Annotated in this window: 15 protein-coding genes; 13 read left to right on the top strand and 2 right to left on the bottom strand. The window is 69.1% G+C overall.

What is annotated here, in order from left to right; genetic code table 11:
• Positions 1-205 precede the first annotated feature (205 nt).
• Positions 206-2,278, bottom strand: a complete 2,073-nt coding sequence (locus tag ACFQZQ_RS04940; RefSeq protein WP_386811543.1) for a 3-hydroxyacyl-CoA dehydrogenase NAD-binding domain-containing protein — start codon at positions 2,276-2,278, stop codon at positions 206-208.
• Positions 2,279-2,569: 291 nt separating this feature from the next.
• On the opposite strand from ACFQZQ_RS04940, the gene rpoE reads away from it, so the two are divergent.
• From rpoE to recO, 9 genes are all read left to right on the top strand, one after another.
• A complete protein-coding gene (gene rpoE, locus ACFQZQ_RS04935; RefSeq protein ID WP_386811668.1) occupies positions 2,570-3,163 on the top strand; it encodes an RNA polymerase sigma factor RpoE in 594 nt (197 codons plus the stop codon).
• Positions 3,160-4,107, top strand: coding sequence for an RseA family anti-sigma factor (locus ACFQZQ_RS04930; RefSeq protein WP_386811542.1), 948 nt, complete (start codon positions 3,160-3,162; stop codon positions 4,105-4,107). The genes rpoE and ACFQZQ_RS04930 overlap by 4 nt, the downstream gene beginning before the upstream one ends.
• A 94-nt stretch (positions 4,108-4,201) precedes the next feature.
• Positions 4,202-5,728, top strand: a complete 1,527-nt coding sequence (locus ACFQZQ_RS04925; protein ID WP_386811541.1) for a DegQ family serine endoprotease — start codon at positions 4,202-4,204, stop codon at positions 5,726-5,728.
• A gap of 116 nt (positions 5,729-5,844) precedes the next feature.
• The gene (lepA, locus tag ACFQZQ_RS04920; RefSeq protein WP_386811540.1) at positions 5,845-7,638 is read left to right on the top strand and encodes a translation elongation factor 4; all 1,794 of its coding nucleotides are present in this window, start codon (positions 5,845-5,847) and stop codon (positions 7,636-7,638) included.
• 149 nt (positions 7,639-7,787) lie between these two features.
• Positions 7,788-8,573 carry a signal peptidase I gene (lepB, locus tag ACFQZQ_RS04915; protein WP_386811539.1) on the top strand — a complete coding sequence of 262 codons (786 nt, stop codon included), beginning with the start codon at positions 7,788-7,790 and terminating at the stop codon, positions 8,571-8,573.
• Positions 8,574-8,611: 38 nt separating this feature from the next.
• On the top strand, positions 8,612-8,989 hold the full coding sequence (locus tag ACFQZQ_RS04910) for a DUF4845 domain-containing protein (protein ID WP_386811538.1): 378 nt from the start codon (positions 8,612-8,614) through the stop codon (positions 8,987-8,989).
• A gap of 6 nt (positions 8,990-8,995) precedes the next feature.
• The gene (gene rnc / locus ACFQZQ_RS04905; RefSeq protein ID WP_386811537.1) at positions 8,996-9,673 is read left to right on the top strand and encodes a ribonuclease III; all 678 of its coding nucleotides are present in this window, start codon (positions 8,996-8,998) and stop codon (positions 9,671-9,673) included.
• A gap of 139 nt (positions 9,674-9,812) precedes the next feature.
• A complete protein-coding gene (gene era / locus ACFQZQ_RS04900; RefSeq protein WP_386811536.1) occupies positions 9,813-10,721 on the top strand; it encodes a GTPase Era in 909 nt (302 codons plus the stop codon).
• 19 nt (positions 10,722-10,740) lie between these two features.
• Positions 10,741-11,508 carry a DNA repair protein RecO gene (recO, locus tag ACFQZQ_RS04895; RefSeq protein WP_386811535.1) on the top strand — a complete coding sequence of 256 codons (768 nt, stop codon included), beginning with the start codon at positions 10,741-10,743 and terminating at the stop codon, positions 11,506-11,508.
• Here the strand turns inward: recO and ACFQZQ_RS04890 are convergent.
• Positions 11,484-12,233, bottom strand: a complete 750-nt coding sequence (locus ACFQZQ_RS04890) for an Hpt domain-containing response regulator (RefSeq protein WP_386811534.1) — start codon at positions 12,231-12,233, stop codon at positions 11,484-11,486. The two genes, recO and ACFQZQ_RS04890, sit on opposite strands and share 25 nt — an antisense overlap.
• A 33-nt stretch (positions 12,234-12,266) precedes the next feature.
• Here ACFQZQ_RS04890 and ACFQZQ_RS04885 point away from each other — a divergent pair, with 33 nt between their 5' ends.
• The 4 genes from ACFQZQ_RS04885 to ACFQZQ_RS04870 all read left to right on the top strand — a co-directional run bounded on the left by ACFQZQ_RS04885 (position 12,267) and on the right by ACFQZQ_RS04870 (position 17,221).
• Positions 12,267-14,348 carry a hypothetical protein gene (locus tag ACFQZQ_RS04885; protein ID WP_386811533.1) on the top strand — a complete coding sequence of 694 codons (2,082 nt, stop codon included), beginning with the start codon at positions 12,267-12,269 and terminating at the stop codon, positions 14,346-14,348.
• 57 nt (positions 14,349-14,405) lie between these two features.
• A complete protein-coding gene (locus ACFQZQ_RS04880; protein ID WP_386811532.1) occupies positions 14,406-15,005 on the top strand; it encodes a YdbL family protein in 600 nt (199 codons plus the stop codon).
• A gap of 210 nt (positions 15,006-15,215) precedes the next feature.
• Positions 15,216-16,574 carry a 23S rRNA (uracil(1939)-C(5))-methyltransferase RlmD gene (gene rlmD / locus ACFQZQ_RS04875; protein ID WP_386811531.1) on the top strand — a complete coding sequence of 453 codons (1,359 nt, stop codon included), beginning with the start codon at positions 15,216-15,218 and terminating at the stop codon, positions 16,572-16,574.
• A 131-nt stretch (positions 16,575-16,705) separates the two neighbouring features.
• Complete coding sequence (locus tag ACFQZQ_RS04870) at positions 16,706-17,221, top strand: CYTH domain-containing protein (protein ID WP_386811530.1); 516 nt, start codon at positions 16,706-16,708, stop codon at positions 17,219-17,221.
• Positions 17,222-17,229: the final 8 nt, after the last annotated feature.

Below are 17,229 nucleotides of genomic sequence, written 5' to 3'. Positions count from 1 at the left end.
TGAGCGCGGCTTTGCCGAAACGTCATGCCCGCGAACGCGGCGATCCAGCCACTTGCTTCCCAGCATGGCTGCGTCGACCTTCACCGTCACTGGTTCTTGCGATCCCCGGCCATCGAGCACAGCTCGATGGCGTTCGGTGCCGCGCGACATGCGCTTCAACCATGTCGCATGCGCGGACCCTCACCCCGCCTGCGCGGGATGACGATCAAGAACGCAATGCCGGGCTGTCCCAGCCGGGGCGCGGCGCGAAGCGATCGCCGTAACGCGCGTGCAGCTGCTTGAGGCGTTCGAGCAGGGCGTCGGCGCCGGTCTGGCGGATGTACTGGATCGGGCCGCCGCGGAACGGCGCGAAGCCGGTGCCGAAGATCACGCCGGCATCGAGCAGGTCGGCATCGCTGACCACGCCGTCGTGCAGGCAGGCCACCGCCTCGTTGAGCAGCGGCAGGATCAGCCGGTCCTCGAGATCCGACGGCGCTTGATAGTCCTTCGGCAGTTCCGGCTTGAGCGCCTTGCCGTTCTCCCACTTGTACAGGCCCTGGCCGTCCTTCTTGCCGCGCTTGCCGGCTTCCGGCGGCGTCGACAGCGCGGCCGGGATGGGCAGGCCGAGGAACGGCGCCAGCTCGTTGCCGACGCCCGAGGCGACATCCAGGCCGACCGTGTCGACCAGCTCGATCGGCCCCATCGGCATGCCGAATTTCACCGCAGCCTTGTCGATCGCCGCGCCCGGGATGCCTTCCGAGTACGCAGTCACCGCTTCGAGCATGTACGGGAACAGCACCCGGTTGACCAGGAACCCCGGGGTGCCCGTGACCGGCACAGGCAACTTGTCGATCGCCTTGCAGAAACCGGCGAGGCGCTGCTCGGTTTCCGCGGCCATGCCGTCGTGGCGGATGATCTCGACCAGCGGCATCATCGCCACCGGATTGAAGTAGTGCAAGCCGGCGAACTGCGCCGGGCGCGCGATGTGGCCGCTCAACTCGGTCAGCGGGATCGACGAGGTGTTGGTGGTCAGCAGCGCGTCGGCCTTCATGCGCGGTTCGACCTGCGCGTACAGCTCGCGCTTGGCTTCGGCCTTCTCGATGATCGCCTCGATCACCAGGTCGGCCTGCGCCGCGCCGTCGCCGGACAGGTCGCCCTTCAGGCGTGCGGCTACGGTCGCCCGCTTGCCTTCGTCCTTGACCTTCTTCGCGAACAACGCCTGCGCGCGGGTCATGGCGGCGTCGATGAAGCGCTGCTCGCGATCGGCCACGGTGACGTTGAAGCCCTTGTAGGCCGACCACGCTGCGATATCGCCGCCCATCACCCCAGCGCCGACCACGTGCACGTTGGCGATGCGGTGATCCTTGCCGCCCTGGCCCTTCAGCCGTTCCTGCAGGAAGAACACCCGGATCAGGTTGCGCGCGGTCGGGGTCGAGGCGAGCTTGACCACCGACTTGCGCTCGGCTGACAAGCGCGCCTGCACGCCGCCGCCGCTACGTTGCCAGGTGCTGATCAGCGCGTATGGGGCGGGGTAGTGCTCCTTGCGGGCCTTGCGCGCGACCTGCTTGGCCAGCATCGGTGCGAGCAGCTGGCGTGCCGGCCAGGTGTTGCTGGCCCAGCCCAGCGCGCGCTGCTTGAACGGCCGTTGCGTGCCCCTGAGAGCAAGCTTCGCGGCTTCGTCGACCAGCAGCGCCGGCTCGACGACCTTGTCGACCAGCCCGTTCGCGCGCGCGGCCGCGGCCGACAGCGCGCGGCCGGTCAGCATCATGTCGAACGCGGCCGGCGCGCCGATCAGCGGTGGCAGGCGCACGCTGCCACCCCAGCCCGGGTAGATGCCCAGCTTCACTTCCGGCAGTCCGATCCGGGTCGACGGATCATTGCTGGCGACGCGGTAGCGACAGGCCAGCGCGATCTCGGTGCCGCCGCCCATGCAGAAGCCGTGGATCGCCGCGACGGTCGGGAACGGCAGTTCGGCCAGGCGCTGGAACACCTGCTGGCCGCGGCGGATCGCATCGCCGACCACGCCCTTCTCGTCGAAGGCCTGGAACTCCTTGATGTCGGCGCCGGCGATGAAGCCGCTGCTCTTGGCCGAGCGCAGCACCAGGCCCTTGGGCGGGTCCAGCGCGAGCCGCTCGAGCAGGCCGTCCAGTTCGATCAGCACGTCCTGCGCGAAGGTGTTGACCGTCGCGTCGGCGCGATCGAACGACAGCACCAGCACGCCGTCGTCGCGCAGGTCGGTCTTCCAGTGCCGGGCGCGCAGGCCGTCGAAGCTCGTGGGGGCGTGGGGGCCGGCAGTCATGCGGCACCATCCGTTCAGGTATGGAGTAGGCCGCTATCATCCCGATGTTGTTTCGCCTGCGTCAAATGCGCGGGCCGTCGACCCCGTCGCATCCGGCTGCACGCGCCCGCGGGGTCCGATCCGTTGTCGTGACGCTTGGCGGTTGCGCCCGGGCGGGCGCACCCCAATTCTTTAACGGTTCGGTCTTCGCCGATTGAACTTTGTCCCGACAGGGTTGTCCCATTGTTCGGCCACGGCCGAGCTGACAGGAGTGCCGGCGCGGTCATGGCCGAAAAAGTGTTGTCCCCTGAAATGGAGTTGGACCAGGAGCTGGTCAGTCGCGTGCAGCGTGGCGACAGCACCGCGTTCGATGCCTTGGTGCGCAAGTACCAGCATCGGATCACGGGGCTGATCGGGCGTTACATCGCCGACTGGAGCGAATGCCAGGACGTCGCCCAGGAAACCTTCATCCGCGCCTACCGCGCGATGCCGAACTTCCGCGGCGATGCGCAGTTCTATACATGGTTGCACCGGATCGCCGTGAACACCGCCAAGAACCACCTCGTCGCGCAGAACCGCAGGCCGCCGACTGACGACGTCGATGCCGGCGATGCCGAGCAGTTCGACACCGGCATCCGGCTGCGCGACAACGACACCCCGGAACGTGAACTGCTGCGGCAGGAGATTGAACGCACGCTGATGCGCGCGGTCGAAGCCTTGCCGGAGGAGCTGCGGACCGCGATCACCCTGCGTGAGATGGATGGCCTGAGCTACGAGGAAATCGCTTCGAGGATGGCTTGCCCGATCGGCACGGTGCGTTCGCGCATCTTCCGCGCGCGCGAGGCGATCGACGCCGAATTGAAGCCCTTGCTGGACAACGACACCCGGGAGCACACCCCCACATGACACCCGATACCCCAAATACCGGCTTGGCCACCGACCTGGACACCTGCAGCGCGCTGTTCGACGGCGAGTTGCGCGGCGATGCCGCGCGCTTCGCGCTGAAGCGGCTCGGCCACGACGCGCACTGGCGCCAGGCGTGCGGGCGTTGGCAACTGCTTGGCGACGTGCTGCGTGGGCAGACCACGGCGATCGCACCGGGCGATTTCGCCGACCGGGTCGCCGCCGCGATCGCGATCGAGCCCGTGCACGCGATCGATCCGGCGTTGCAGGCGGCAATGGGGTCGGCTGTGGCGGCGGGGTCGACACCGCGTCGCAGCACCCGTCCACGCTGGAGTGCAGGTTGGGTGGGCGGCGCGGCCCTGGCCGCGTCGGTGGCGCTGGTCGCGTTGTTCGTCGCGCGCCCGTTCACGCCCGGCACCGCCCCGCCGGTTCCACTGACCCAGCTGGCCGCGGTGGATCCGTCCGTACCGGCAAATGCAGGTGCGGGTCTGACCTCGGTCGATCCGGGCCGCGTGGAGCCCATCGCCCCGGCACCGTCGGCTGACAACGCAGGGCTGGCCGTGGCGGCAGCGGCGGTTGCCGAAGTGCCGCGTCGTGTCGCCGAGCGACGTTCGCGTGGGCAAAGCCAACGCGCGGCGTTGCGCGTGGCGCAGCGCCGAACCGAGACACCCGTTGTTGCCGCGGCATCGGCCACCGCGATCGCGGTCAACGCGCCAATTGCGTCGGCCACGACCGGCAACCCATTCCAGCCGGCGCAGGCCGAAGTCGCGACCCGTCCGTGGCCCCGTGCGGTGTTGCCGAACTACCCCGCGGCGTCCGGTGCGCTGACGGCGGGTTTCGGCAGCAGCACCGCCAGCTCGCCTTCGTTCTATCCGTTCGAGCCGCGCATGCCGGCCGACGAAGGCGCGGCCGCGGCCGTGCCGGGCGGCGACGGGCCGCGTCCCTGACCGGCCACCGCGAGCACCCCGACCGGCACACCGCGCGTGCTCCCCGCGTGGCGCCCCTGACTCTCTCTTCCCCCGAGACTTCGAGGCCGATTCCATGAACCGACCGCTCCACACCATCGCCTTGCTCGGCGCGCTCGCCGCCGCACTGCCGATCGCCTGCACCGCGCAGGCCCCGAACGCTGCCCCCATCCTGCCGGTGCCCTCGACCGCGCCGCCGGCGGTGCCGATGGTGTCCGGGCTGCCGGATTTCACCAACCTCGTGCAGCAGGTCGGCCCGGCCGTGGTCAGCATCAGCGCCGAGATCGCCCCGCGCCGCCCGGTCCGCGGGCAGCTGCCAGACGATGCCGAGATTCCGGAGTTCTTCCGCCGCTTCTTCGGCGACGAAATGCCCGTGCCCGGCCCGCAGGGCCCGCAAGGTCCCGGTGGCCCGCGCGGTGGCGGCATGTCGCAGGGCACGGGCTTCCTGATTTCCGACGACGGTTTCGTACTGACCAACCACCACGTCGTCGACGGCGCCGGCACGGTCACGGTGCGTCTGTCCGATCGCCGCGAGTTCACCGCCAAGGTCGTCGGCAGCGACGAACAGTCCGATGTCGCGCTGCTGAAGATCGAGGGCAAGGGCCTGCCGGCCTTGCGCACCGGCAGCTCGCAGCAGCTCAAGGCCGGGCAGTGGGTGGTCGCGATCGGGTCGCCGTTCGGGCTCGATCATTCGGTCACCGCCGGCATCGTCAGTGCGGTCGGCCGCGCCAACCCCTATGCGAACCAGCAGTACGTGCCCTTCATCCAGACCGATGTCGCGATCAACCGCGGCAACTCGGGCGGGCCGCTGCTCAACACCCGCGGCGAGGTGGTCGGCATCAACTCGCAGATCTTCTCCAACTCCGGCGGCTACATGGGCGTGAGCTTCGCGATCCCGATCGACGTGGCGATGAACGCGGTGCAGCAGCTGCGCGCGACCGGCCGGGTCAGCCGCGGCCAGCTCGGCGTGCAAGTGCAGCAGATCGACAGCGAAACCGCGCGCGGCCTGGGCTTGCCCGACTCCAGCGGCGCGCTGGTGGCCGACGTCGTGGCCGGCAGCGCCGCGGCCAAGGCCGGCATCCAGCGCATGGACGTGATCCGCGCGGTCAACGGCCAGCCGGTCAACCTGTCCAGCGACCTGCCGCCGTTGGTCGGCGCGATGGCGCCGGGCTCGCGCGCGAAGATCACGGTGCTGCGCGAAGGCCGGCCGCGCGAATTGAGCGTGGTGCTGGGCGAACTCGACGGCGGGGTCGCCGCGAATGCCGGCACCGCGCCGGCCCCGGACGCCGCGCCGTCCGCCCCGGCCGCCGCCAATGCGCTGGGCCTGATCGCGCAGGACATCGCGCCCACCGAGCGCCAACGCCTGGGCCTGCAGGCCGACGAAGGCGTGCGCCTGGCCCAGGTCACCGGCGAGTCCGCGCGCGAGGCCGGCCTGCGCGCCGGCGACGTGATCCTCTCGGTCGGCCGCAACGCCGTCGGCAGCGCGGCCGCGCTCAATCGTGAACTGGCCGGGGTCAAGTCCGGGCAGACGGTGATGCTGCTGGTTCGCCGCGGCGGCGCCACCCAGTTTGTGGCGGTCACCGCGGGCGCCGACGTCGGCTAAGCCCTCGGGGCCGCGACAGGGCCATTCCGGCCGGCACCTGCCGGCCGGGAGGGCGCGGGTTCATGCGATAATCGCGCGTTATTTCATCGATTTATCGCGAGCCGACGCGTCCTAGCATGCAGCTGATCCGAAACTTTTCCATCATCGCCCACGTCGACCACGGCAAGTCGACGCTCGCCGACCGCATCATCCAGCTCTGCGGCGGCCTGCAGGCCCGCGAGATGGAAGCGCAGGTGCTCGACAGCAACCCGATCGAGCGCGAGCGCGGCATCACCATCAAGGCCCAGTCCGTCTCGCTGCCGTACACGGCCAAGGACGGGCTGACCTACCAGCTCAATTTCATCGATACCCCCGGCCACGTCGACTTCAGTTACGAGGTCAGCCGCTCGCTGGCCGCCTGCGAGGGCGCGCTGCTGGTGGTCGACGCCGCGCAAGGCGTCGAGGCGCAGTCGGTCGCCAACTGCTACACCGCGGTCGAGCAGGGCCTGGAAGTGGTGCCGGTGATCAACAAGATCGACCTGCCCACGGCCGACGTCGAGCGCGCCAAGGCCGAGATCGAGGCGGTGATCGGCATTGATGCCGAGGACGCGGTCGCGATCAGCGCCAAGACCGGCCTCAACGTCGTCGACGTGCTCGAGGCGATCGTGCACCGCATCCCGCCGCCGAAGCCGCGCGACACCGACAAGCTGCAGGCGCTGATCATCGACTCGTGGTTCGACAACTACCTCGGTGTGGTCTCGCTGGTGCGGGTGATGCAGGGCGAGATCCGGCCCGGCAGCAAGATCCTGGTGATGTCGACCGGGCGCACCCACCTGGTCGACAAGGTCGGCGTGTTCACCCCCAAGCGCACCGACCTGCCCAAGCTGGGCGCCGGCGAAGTGGGCTGGATCAACGCCTCGATCAAGGACGTGCACGGCGCCCCGGTCGGCGACACCCTGACCCTGGCGTCCGATCCCGCGGCCAAGCCATTGCCGGGCTTCCAGGAAATGCAGCCGCGCGTGTTCGCCGGCCTGTTCCCGGTTGACGCCGAGGATTACCCCGACCTGCGCGAGGCACTGGAGAAACTGCGCCTCAATGACGCGGCGCTGCGCTTCGAGCCGGAGAGCTCCGAGGCGATGGGCTTCGGCTTCCGCTGCGGATTCCTGGGCATGCTGCACATGGAGATCGTGCAGGAGCGCCTGGAGCGCGAGTACGACCTCAACCTGATCAGCACCGCGCCCACGGTGGTCTACGAAGTGCTCAAGACCGATGGCACGGTGATGCCGCTGGACAACCCGGCCAAGCTGCCGCAGACCAACCTGATCGAGGAAGTCCGCGAGCCGATCATCCGCGCCAACATCCTCACCCCGCCGGACTACGTCGGCAACTGCATCACCTTGTGCGAGGAGAAGCGCGGCAGCCAGATCGGCATCACCTACATGGGCAACCAGGTGCAGATCAGCTACGAGCTGCCAATGGCCGAGGTGGTGCTGGATTTCTTCGACCGCCTCAAGTCGGTGTCGCGCGGCTACGCATCGCTGGACTACCACTTCGTGCGCTTCGAGGCCGGCCCGTTCGTGCGTGTCGATACTCTGATCAACGGCGACAAGGTCGACGCGCTCAGCATCATCACCCACCGCGCCCATGCCGACCGCCGCGGCCGCGAGATCGCCGAGAAGATGCGCGAGCTGATCCCGCGGCAGATGTTCGACGTCGCCATCCAGGCCGCGGTCGGCTCGCAGATCATCGCCCGCAGCACGGTCAAGGCGATGCGCAAGAACGTGCTGGCCAAATGCTACGGTGGCGACATCAGCCGCAAGAAGAAGCTGTTGGAGAAGCAGAAGGCCGGCAAGAAGCGCATGAAGCAGGTGGGCAGCGTGGAGATTCCGCAGGAAGCGTTCCTGGCGGTGCTGCAGGTCGATAACAAGTAAAGGCGGGAACAGGGAACAGGGAACGGGGATGCTGGCCCGCGACGGCGGTTTTTCGCGGCTTCATCCGGACAGGCGGTGGAATACGCCCCGCAGTTTCATTTTCCCGTTCCCCATTCCCTGTTCCCGCTTTTGAACCCTAAGGAAAAGGTATGCGTTGGTTCGAAATCGCACTGGTGGTCCTGACGGCGTTTACCGGCCTGGTCTGGCTGCTCGACAAGCTGGTCTTCGCCAAGCGCCGTGCCGCCGCGCAGGGCCTGCTCGACGACGGCAGCGAGCCGCTGGTCATCGACTACTCGAAGGCGTTCTTCCCGGTGCTGCTGGTGGTGCTGGTGTTGCGCAGCTTCATCGCGGAACCCTTCCGGATCCCGTCCAATTCGATGATGCCGACCCTGCTCACGGGCGACTTCATCCTGGTCAACAAGTTCACCTACGGCCTGCGCCTGCCGATCACCAACAAGAAGTTCGTGGGCCTGGGCGCGCCCGAGCGCGGCGACGTGGTGGTGTTCCGGCCGCCGCACCACCCGGACCAGGACTGGATCAAGCGCGTGGTCGGGCTGCCGGGCGACCGGGTGGGTTACCACGACAACCAGGTCACCCTGAATGGCGAACCGCTGGGCTACGCGCCGCTGGGCGTCTACGAGGGCAAGGGCAACGGCACCGAGATGACCGGTGCCGAGGAGTTGCGCGAGACGTTGCCCGGGCGCGAGCATCGCGTCCTGGAGCGCACCGACCTGCCGTTCCTCGATCAGGGCGAGGGCGAATGGGAAGTCCCGCCGGGGCACTATTTCGTGATGGGCGACAATCGCGACAACAGCGAAGACAGCCGATACTGGGGCTTCCTGCCGGAGCAGAACCTGCGCGGGAAGGCGTTCCTGATCTGGATGCACATCGACGGCGGCGTGGATTTCTCGCGCGTCGGCAGCCGCATCCAGTAATCGTTTCTTGGGGTCCGTGACAAATGGGGAGTGATCGGATGAAGCGTACGCAAAGTGGCATGACCCTGATCGGGTTCATTATCGTACTGGCGGTGGTCGGCGTGTTCGTCTACATGGGCATGAAGCTGATCCCGATGTATTCGGAGTACTACGCCGTCAAGCAGGCCATGGCGGGGCTGGCCAACGAGCCGGGCATCGCCAACCAGGACACGGCCAAGATCAAGGACCTGTTTTTCCGCCGGCTGTACATCAGCTATGCCGAGAACATCAAGCCCGAGCACGTCAAGATCGTTCGCAAGGACGCCGGCTTCGAGATGACGGTTGACTACGAAGTGCGCAAACCGCTGATCGCGAATATCGATGTGGTTGGCAAGTTCAACGCGGTCAAGGAACTTCGGCGCTCGGCAGTCGAGTGACGCGGCTTGATTGAACGTATCGACCAGCGCTTCGCGCCATACAGTTTTCGCGATACGCGCCTGCTCACGCAGGCCTTGACCCATCGCAGTGCCGGCGCGCCGCACAACGAGCGCCTCGAATTCCTCGGCGATGGCCTGGTCAACCTGCTTATCGCCGAGGCGCTGTACTTGCGCTGGCCGCAGGCCGACGAAGGCGCCCTGACCCGCACCCGCGCCGAGCTGGTGCGCGAGTCGGCGCTGGCGCCGATCGCGCGCGAACTCGACCTGGGGTCGCGCCTGATCCTCGGACCCGGGGAGATGAAGTCCGGCGGCCACCGCCGCGATTCGATCCTGGCCGATGCGCTCGAGGCATTGGTCGCGGCGATCTACCTCGATGCCGGCTTCGAGGCCTGCCGCGCCGCGGTGCTGCCGTGGTTCGAGCCGGCGATGGCCGCGCTACCACCGCCGCACAAGGTCGGCAAGGACGCGAAGACGCGTCTGCAAGAGTGGCTGCAGGGCCGCCAGAAACCGCTGCCGGTGTACACCCTGCTGTCGGAAACCGGCGAGGAGCACGCCAAGAGCTTCCGCGTCAGTTGCACGCTGGCGCAGCCGGCGCTCGTCAGCGAAGGCGAGGGCGGTTCGCGGCGTGCGGCCGAGCAGCTCGCGGCGGAAGCGGCGTTGCTGCAGCTGGCCGCGGCCGACTGACGGCCGCGCAGCCAGGTGCTGCGCGTTTCGCATCCGCTTCCGGCGCACGTGCCGGACCTGTCGGCGGGTTTGACTCTGCCTACGTCCGGCCCCCTCGGGGGACGCCCCGAAGGAAGTCCGCTTGGGGGACAATGGCGGCATGAACACCACCCCCTATCGCGCCGGCCACGTCGCCGTCATCGGCCGCCCGAACGTCGGCAAGTCGACCCTGACCAATGCCCTGGTCGGGGCCAAGGTCAGCATCGTCTCGCCGCGGCCGCAAACCACCCGCCACCGCCTGCTCGGCATCGCGACGTTTCCCGAAGGCCAGCTGCTGCTGGTCGACACCCCGGGCCTGCACCGCGACCAGGGCACGTCGACGTCCTCGGCCATGCACCGCTGGATGAATCGCGCCGCGCGCGGCGCGCTGGAGGGCGTGGATGTCGCCTTGCTGGTGGTACGTGCCGGCCAATGGACGGAGGCCGACAGCTTTGCTTACGAGGCCCTGCGTGGCGCCGGCCTGCCGGTGGTACTCGTGGTCAACCAGATCGATCGCATCAAGAACAAGACCGAGCTGTTCCCGTACCTGGGCAAGGTCAGCGAGGGCCGCGACTTCGCCGGCGTGCACCCGATCTCCGCGCTCAAGCGCAACGGACTGGAAGGCCTGGTCAAGACGGTGCTGTCGCACCTGCCCGAACAGGACGCGCTGTACGCCGAAGACGAGATCACCGACAAGAGCCAGCGTTTCCTCGCCGGCGAACTGGTGCGCGAGCAGCTGATGCGCCAGCTTGGCGAGGAGTTGCCGTACGCGACCACGGTCGAGATCGAAAGCTTCTCGGTCGACGGCACGATGCTGCGCATCGGCGCGGTGATCTGGGTCGAACGCGACGGCCAGAAGGCGATCGTGATCGGCAAGGGCGGCGAGCGCCTGCGCGAGATCGGCACCAAGTCGCGGATCCAGATGGAGCGCTTGTTCGATGCCAAGGTGTTCCTGCAGACCTGGGTGCGCGTGCGCGAGGGCTGGTCGGACGACGAGGCCGCGTTGCGCGCGTTCGGGTATCACGATTAGCGACGGGCGCGACTGAGCCATGCGTTTCGTGGCCGAACCGGCGTTCGTCCTGCACGCGCGGCCTTGGCGCGAGACCAGTTTGCTGGTCGAGGTACTGACCGTCAGCCAGGGTCGTGTCGGCCTGGTCGCGCGCGGCGTGCAGGGACCGAAGCGGCAACCCCTTCGTGCGGCCCTGCAGCCGCTGCAGTGGATCCGCTTCGATGCGGTGCAACGCGGCGAGCTGGCCGGGTTGTCCTCGGCCGAGGCGCTCGACGCCGCGCCGCGGCTGGTGGGCGAGGCGATGCTCGCCGGCTTCTACCTCAATGAATTGACCCTGCGGCTGGCGCCGCGCGACGACCCGCAGCCGGAACTGTTTGCCGCCTACCGGCACGCGCGCGAGCGCCTGCGTGCCGGTGAGTCGCTGGCCTGGACGTTGCGTCGGTTCGAACGCGACCTGCTGGAGGCGATCGGGTTCGGCTTCGACTGGAGCCACGACGGCGACGTCGCGGTCGACCCCGCCGCGCGTTATCGCCTGGACCCGGAGCAAGGCCCGGTGCGCGTACTCAGCGATCGCGGCCACGGCGACCGCAGCAGCGCGGCGACCGGGCAGGCCTTGCTCGCCCTGGCGCAGGACGCGATGCCGGCGGCCGCGGACCTGGCCAGCCTGCGGCGGGCGATGCGCGGGGTGCTCGCGCACCACCTCGGGCCGCGCGGGTTGAAGTCGTGGGAGATGCTCGGTGACCTCGCGCGCGTGTCGCCGGCGCGGCTTGCCATGCCCGACCCTCAGCCGGACACCGGGACGTCCTGAACCCGCTCGTACTCGGCCAACGTGTCCTGCGCGGCATCGACGAAGCGCGCCAGCAGCACCGGCGAATCGGCCTGGTGGTGCAGCTCGCGCACGGCCACGCCCAGGCGCGCGGCACCGACGAACCCGCAACTCGCGCGCAACTTGTGCAAGCTGGCGCGCACGCTGTCCAGGTCGCCCGAGCGCGCGTCGGCGCGGATCCGCTCGCGCACGTGCGGTAGTTCGTGCACGAACAGCCCGCGCAGGGTGGCGATATGCGCGCGATTGCCGTTGAGCGCCAGCGCGGCCGCCTCGTCGTCCCATGCCGGCGGATCGGCCTGTGGCTCGTCCCGGGACGCCTGGCCGACGGCGTCGCCCAATCCCAGCACGCTGCGCACCGCGCGCTGCAGCGTGGCCGACGGCAGCGGTTTGACGAGCACTCGGGCAAACCCGGCCACGGCCAGCGTATCGAGCACCGCCTTGTCGTCGCTCGCGGTGTGCGCGATCGCAGGCGTGTGCGGGTGGCGGTGGCGCAGGCGCGCGAGCAATTCGACGCCGCTGCCGTCGGGCAGGTTCGCGTCGAACAGCCACAACGCGTAGTCCTGCGCATTGGCCAGCGCCAGCGCGGCGGCGAGGCTGTCGGCGCTGTCGACTTCGGCCGGCACGGCCTCCAGCGCCACGCTCATGAAGGCGCGGCTGATGGGGTCGTCCTCGACCAACAGCACCCGCGGTGATGGCAACGGTTTCATCGGCGGTTCGCGTCCCGACGGTATCCTGCGCGGATGTCGCCGATCATCCTACGCCTGCCAGTCCGCAAGCTGCGACCGGCGATGCTGCGACCGAAAGTGGCGTGGCTGGCGTGGTTGCTGCTGCCGGCGTTGTGGCTGGCCGCCACTGAGGCCGCCGCGCGCACGGCCACGGCGCGCTTGGCCCGCATCACTACGGCGGTGGCGACCCTCGAGCAGGTGCGGGTGGAACTGGAATGGTCCGCGGACGCGAGCGCCGGACGCCTGCGGTTGCAGGCGCGCGCCGTCGACGCCCCCGAGCTGGGCTACCGCTTCCGCAACCTGGACTGGCGCTGTCCCCTGCAACGCGATGGAAACGGCGGCTGGCGTTGTGACGGCGACCTGCGTGGCGGCAGCGGCGGGCCGTTGCGGCTGGCGATCGACCTGGGCGTGGCCAGCACCGACGCGCGCCTGTCGCGCGGGCCCGCAAGCCTGACGCTGCGGCGCGACGCGGCCACCCCCGACGTGACCCGGATCGACCTCACCCGCGTGCCGCTGGCATGGACCCAAGCGCTGCTGGCGCAGGCGTGGCCGCAGGCGCGCCTCACCGCCGGCACGCTAGATGGGCAACTGGCGATCACCGCCGCGAAGGCGACGCCACTGCACATCGCCGGACCGCTGTCGTTGCGCGGCGCCGCGCTCGACACCCCCGACGGCATGATCGCTGCGGAGAACCTCGGCGCGCGCCTGGCGCTGGATGCGACCCTGGGCGCGCGCGATCGCGTCATCGTCGATGGCCAGCTGCTGGGCGGCGAGCTGCTGTTCGGCACCACCTATGTCTCGCTGCAGCAGCGGCCGGTGGCATTGCGGATAGAGGCGACCCAACAGGACGGACAAGGCTGGCAGCTGCCGCACATCGCCTGGCGCGACGACGGCTTGCTCGCGCTTGAAGGCAGCGCCGCGCTCACGCCCGGCATGGATATCCGCGCGCTCGACCTGCGCCTGCGCAGCGACAACCTGGCGCCTTTACGCGATGGCTACCTGTCGGGTTGGCTGGGTCTGGCTGGCCTGGCCGACCTGCAACTCAGCGGCGCGGCCGATGCGCGGGTGCGGGTCGCCGAAGGAGTCCTGCGTGAGGCGACGGTGGCGTTGCATGGCGCCGGGTTCGACGACCCGCAAGGCCGCTTCGACTTCGACGGGCTCGACGGCGACGTGCGGTTTTCCTCCGACGCCGCCACGCCGGTGCACAGCGAACTGCGCTGGCGCGCGGGCGCGCTCTACGGCCTCGCGTTCGGGCCGGCGCGGTTGCCGTTCGCCAGTGGCGACGGCGCGCTGCGCCTGCGCGAGGCGGTCGCGCTGCCGATGCTCGGCGGCCACGCCAGCTTCGACCACCTGCAGTTGCGTCCGCCATCGGCCGGGCAGGGCCTGGACATCCGCTTCGGGCTGACCCTGGAAAAGCTCGATGTCGCCCAGCTGGCCGAAGCACTGGACTGGCCGGCGTTCACCGGTGAACTCAGCGGCCGCATCCCGCAGGCGCGCTACGCCAACGATCGGCTCGACTTCGACGGCGGCTTGGCGATGCAGTTGTTCGGCGGCAGTGTCGCGGTGTCGTCGCTGGCGATGGAACGGCCGTTCGGGGTCGCGCCGACGCTGTCGGCCGACATCGCGCTCGACGACCTCGACCTGGAATCGCTGACCGGCGTGTTCGGCTTTGGCACCATCACCGGGACCCTCGACGGTCGCATCGCCGGCTTGCGGCTGGTCGACTGGGAGGCGGTCGCGTTCGACGCGGAATTGCACACCGACAGACAGCGTGGCGTGCGCCAGCGCATCAGCCAACGCGCGGTGCAGGACCTGTCGAGCGTCGGCGACGCGTCGTTCGTGACCAGCCTGCAGTCGCAACTGATCGGCCTGTTCGACGATTTCGGCTATTCGCGCCTGGGCATCGCCTGCCGCCTGGCCGACGAGGTGTGCACGATGGATGGTCTGAGTTCAGCGGGGCAGGGCTTTATTATCGTGCAGGGTTCGGGCCTGCCACGGCTGACCGTGGTCGGCTTCAACCGCCGCGTCGACTGGCCGACCCTGGTCGAGCGGCTCGCCGCGGTCGGCAAGGGCGACGTCAAACCGGTGGTCGAGTGATCGCCGTCTTTCATTGCTACCGTTACGTCATCAAGCGTCACACCTGAGGAGAGCAACATGCGTCGTTGGATGGGGTTACCGGTCGCCGCCGTGCTGTTGACGGCCTGCGTCACGATCAACGTGTACTTCCCGGCCGCCGAGGCCAAGGAAGCGGCGAAGGAGTTCGTCGAGAAGGTGATCGGCGACGAAGTGTCGCCGCCCGCGCCGGCCCAGCCGGACAAGTCCGGCGCTCCCAGTGCCTCGTTGCACCGGCACATCGACTGGCTGTCGCTGGTCGGCATCGGCACCGCCCATGCGCAGTCGCAGCCAGACATCACCATCAAGACCCCGGCGATCCAGGCGATCCAGGCACGCATGGCCGCTCGTTTCGACGCGGACCTGCGCGCGGGCTTCGATGCCGGTGCGCTGGGCTTCGCCAGCGACGGCACTGTGGTCGTGCGCGATGCGAGCCAGTTGGCGCTCAAGGACCGGGTTTCGGTGAACCAGGCCGTCGCCGACGACAACCGCGACCGCAAGGCCGTCTATCGCGAGGTCGCGGTGGCCAACGGCCATCCCGAATGGGAAGCGCAGATCCGCGAGGTGTTCGCCCGGCAGTGGGTCGCCAGCGCGCGCCCGGGCTGGTGGTACCAGAGCGGCGGCAGCTGGAAGCAGAAGTGAGTTCGTCCACAGCGAAGTCATCCTGAGCGCAGCGAAGGATCCGCTTCGTCCAAGCCGCATCCTGTAGCTGAGTCCCTGGCTGCACCCCCGAAATGACCCCAGGGACGGCCCGCTTCGGCGGGCCTTCTGAATTCCGGGTCAACTCCTCCGGTGGGCGCCGTGTTCCGTGCATCTGAGACAATGCCCGGCCCGACGCAACCGCACGATCCCGTGGCCCGTACCCGCAACCGCATCGACCAGACCCCCTTCGAAGCCCAGATCACCGGCCTGACCCACGACGGCCGCGGGGTCGCGCGCCGCGCCGATGGCAAGGCGGTGTTCGTCGCCGGGGCGTTGCCGGGCGAGCGCGTGATGGCGTCGCAGACCGGCCGCCACCGCAGCTTCGACGAGGCCAAGGCCGTCGAGGTGCTGGACGCCGCGCCCGAGCGCGTGACCCCGCGTTGCCCGCACTTCGGCACCTGCAGCGGCTGCGCGTTCCAGCATTACGCCGAAGACCAGCAGATCCTCGCCAAACAGGGCGTGCTGCTCGACAACCTCGCGCGCATCGGCCACGTGACCCCCGAGCGCGTGCTGCCGCCGCTGAGCGACGCCGCCTGGGGCTACCGACGCAAAGGCCGATTCTCGGTGCGCCGGGTCGAGAAGAAGGACAAGACCCTGGTCGGTTTCCGCGAGGTCGATCCGCGCTTCGTCGCCGACCTGGGCGAGTGCCACACCGTGATCCCGCAGATCGGCAACGCGATACCGGCACTGGCGGCGCTGGTCGAAAGCCTGGATGCACGCCGCGACATCCCGCAGATCGAGTTCATCGCCGGCGACCGCATGAGCGGCACCCATGGCGACGCGCACAGCGGCATCGCGCTGACGTTCCGGCATATGGCGCCGTTGTCGCACGGCGACCGCGAAGCGCTGACCGCGTTCGCGCAGGCGCACGACTTCGCGGTGTTCCTGCAGCCCGGCGGCGTCGACAGCGTGCACCCGTTGTGGCCGGCCGATCCGAAGCTGGCGTTCTCGCTGCCGCAGTGGGACCTGGAGTTCCACTTCCGCCCGCTCGACTTCATCCAGGTCAACGCCGGGCTCAACGGCAAGATGATCCGCAGCGCGCTCGACCTGCTCGATCCGCAGCCCGACGAGCGCGTGCTCGACCTGTTCGCGGGCCTGGGCAACTTCACCCTGCCTCTGGCGCGCCACGTGCGCGAGGTGGTCGGCGTCGAGGGCGAGACCGGGCTGGTGCAGCGCGCGCGCGACAACGCCGCGCACAACGGGATCGGCAATGCACAGTTCCACGCCGCCGACCTGGGCAAGGACCTGAGCGACCACACCTGGATGCGCGAAGGCTTCGACAAGCTGCTGCTCGACCCGCCACGTTCGGGCGCCGACTTCGTGCTGACCCAGCTGCCACTGGAGCAGTTCAAGCGCATCGTCTACGTCAGCTGCCACCCGGCCTCGCTGGCGCGCGACGCCGGCTACCTGGTCAACGAGCGCGGCTGGAAGCTGCGCGCGGCCGGCGTGATGGACATGTTCCCGCACACCGCGCACGTGGAGTCCATCGCGATGTTCGAACCGCGCTGATACGCATTCCCCCCTTTGGGAAAAGGGGCAGGGGGGATTCGCTCTTTGTGCTTCTCCCTGCGACAGCGCTAAAAGCAAATCCTCCCCAACCCTCCTTTTGCAAAGGAGGGAGACCAGCAAAGGCAGGCAGCATGGGCATCGAAATCGAACGCAAGTTCCTGGTCACCAACGACGGCTGGCGCGCGGCTGCGCGCGAGGTCGTGCCGATGGCGCAGGGCTATCTCAACGACCTCGCGGCGATGGACACGGGCGCGATGAAGGCCTCGGTGCGCGTGCGCATCGCCGGCGACGCTGCGTTCCTCAACCTCAAGTCGCGCGAGCTCGGCCACACCCGGCAGGAATTCGACTACCCGATCCCCGTCGCCGATGCGCGCGCGCTGCTGGCGCTGGGCGTCGGCGGCTTGATCGACAAGCGCCGCCACTACGTCGAACACGAAGGCCACCTGTGGGAGATCGACGAATTCCTCGGCGACAACGCCGGGCTGGTGGTCGCGGAAATCGAGCTCGAATCGGCCGATGAAGCCTTCGCCAGGCCCGTCTGGGCCGGCCGCGAGGTGACCGACAGCCCGCGCTACTACAATCTGGCCTTGGCCACCCGGCCGTACTCGCGCTGGAGCGAGGCGGAGCGGGACGGCACCGCCGCCTGATGGCCCGC

The sequence above is a fragment of the Lysobacter koreensis genome (assembly GCF_042677045.1).
In the GTDB taxonomy this organism is placed as follows: Bacteria; Pseudomonadota; Gammaproteobacteria; order Xanthomonadales; family Xanthomonadaceae; genus Lysobacter_K; species Lysobacter_K koreensis.
The sequence above is the reverse complement of the archived record's forward strand: the minus strand, read 5'-3'. Positions and strand labels throughout refer to the sequence as shown.

Excerpts from the sequence above, each read along its gene's own strand:
- ACFQZQ_RS04940 (WP_386811543.1), bottom strand. The coding sequence starts at position 2,278 with ATGACTGCCGGCCCCCACGCCCCCACGAGCTTCGACGGCCTGCGCGCC.
- rpoE (WP_386811668.1), top strand. The coding sequence starts at position 2,570 with ATGGAGTTGGACCAGGAGCTGGTCAGTCGCGTGCAGCGTGGCGACAGC.
- ACFQZQ_RS04930 (WP_386811542.1), top strand. The coding sequence starts at position 3,160 with ATGACACCCGATACCCCAAATACCGGCTTGGCCACCGACCTGGACACC.
- ACFQZQ_RS04925 (WP_386811541.1), top strand. The coding sequence starts at position 4,202 with ATGAACCGACCGCTCCACACCATCGCCTTGCTCGGCGCGCTCGCCGCC.
- lepA (WP_386811540.1), top strand. The coding sequence starts at position 5,845 with ATGCAGCTGATCCGAAACTTTTCCATCATCGCCCACGTCGACCACGGC.
- lepB (WP_386811539.1), top strand. The coding sequence starts at position 7,788 with ATGCGTTGGTTCGAAATCGCACTGGTGGTCCTGACGGCGTTTACCGGC.
- ACFQZQ_RS04910 (WP_386811538.1), top strand. The coding sequence starts at position 8,612 with ATGAAGCGTACGCAAAGTGGCATGACCCTGATCGGGTTCATTATCGTA.
- era (WP_386811536.1), top strand. The coding sequence starts at position 9,813 with ATGAACACCACCCCCTATCGCGCCGGCCACGTCGCCGTCATCGGCCGC.
- recO (WP_386811535.1), top strand. The coding sequence starts at position 10,741 with ATGCGTTTCGTGGCCGAACCGGCGTTCGTCCTGCACGCGCGGCCTTGG.
- ACFQZQ_RS04890 (WP_386811534.1), bottom strand. The coding sequence starts at position 12,233 with ATGAAACCGTTGCCATCACCGCGGGTGCTGTTGGTCGAGGACGACCCC.
- ACFQZQ_RS04885 (WP_386811533.1), top strand. The coding sequence starts at position 12,267 with ATGTCGCCGATCATCCTACGCCTGCCAGTCCGCAAGCTGCGACCGGCG.
- ACFQZQ_RS04880 (WP_386811532.1), top strand. The coding sequence starts at position 14,406 with ATGCGTCGTTGGATGGGGTTACCGGTCGCCGCCGTGCTGTTGACGGCC.
- ACFQZQ_RS04870 (WP_386811530.1), top strand. The coding sequence starts at position 16,706 with ATGGGCATCGAAATCGAACGCAAGTTCCTGGTCACCAACGACGGCTGG.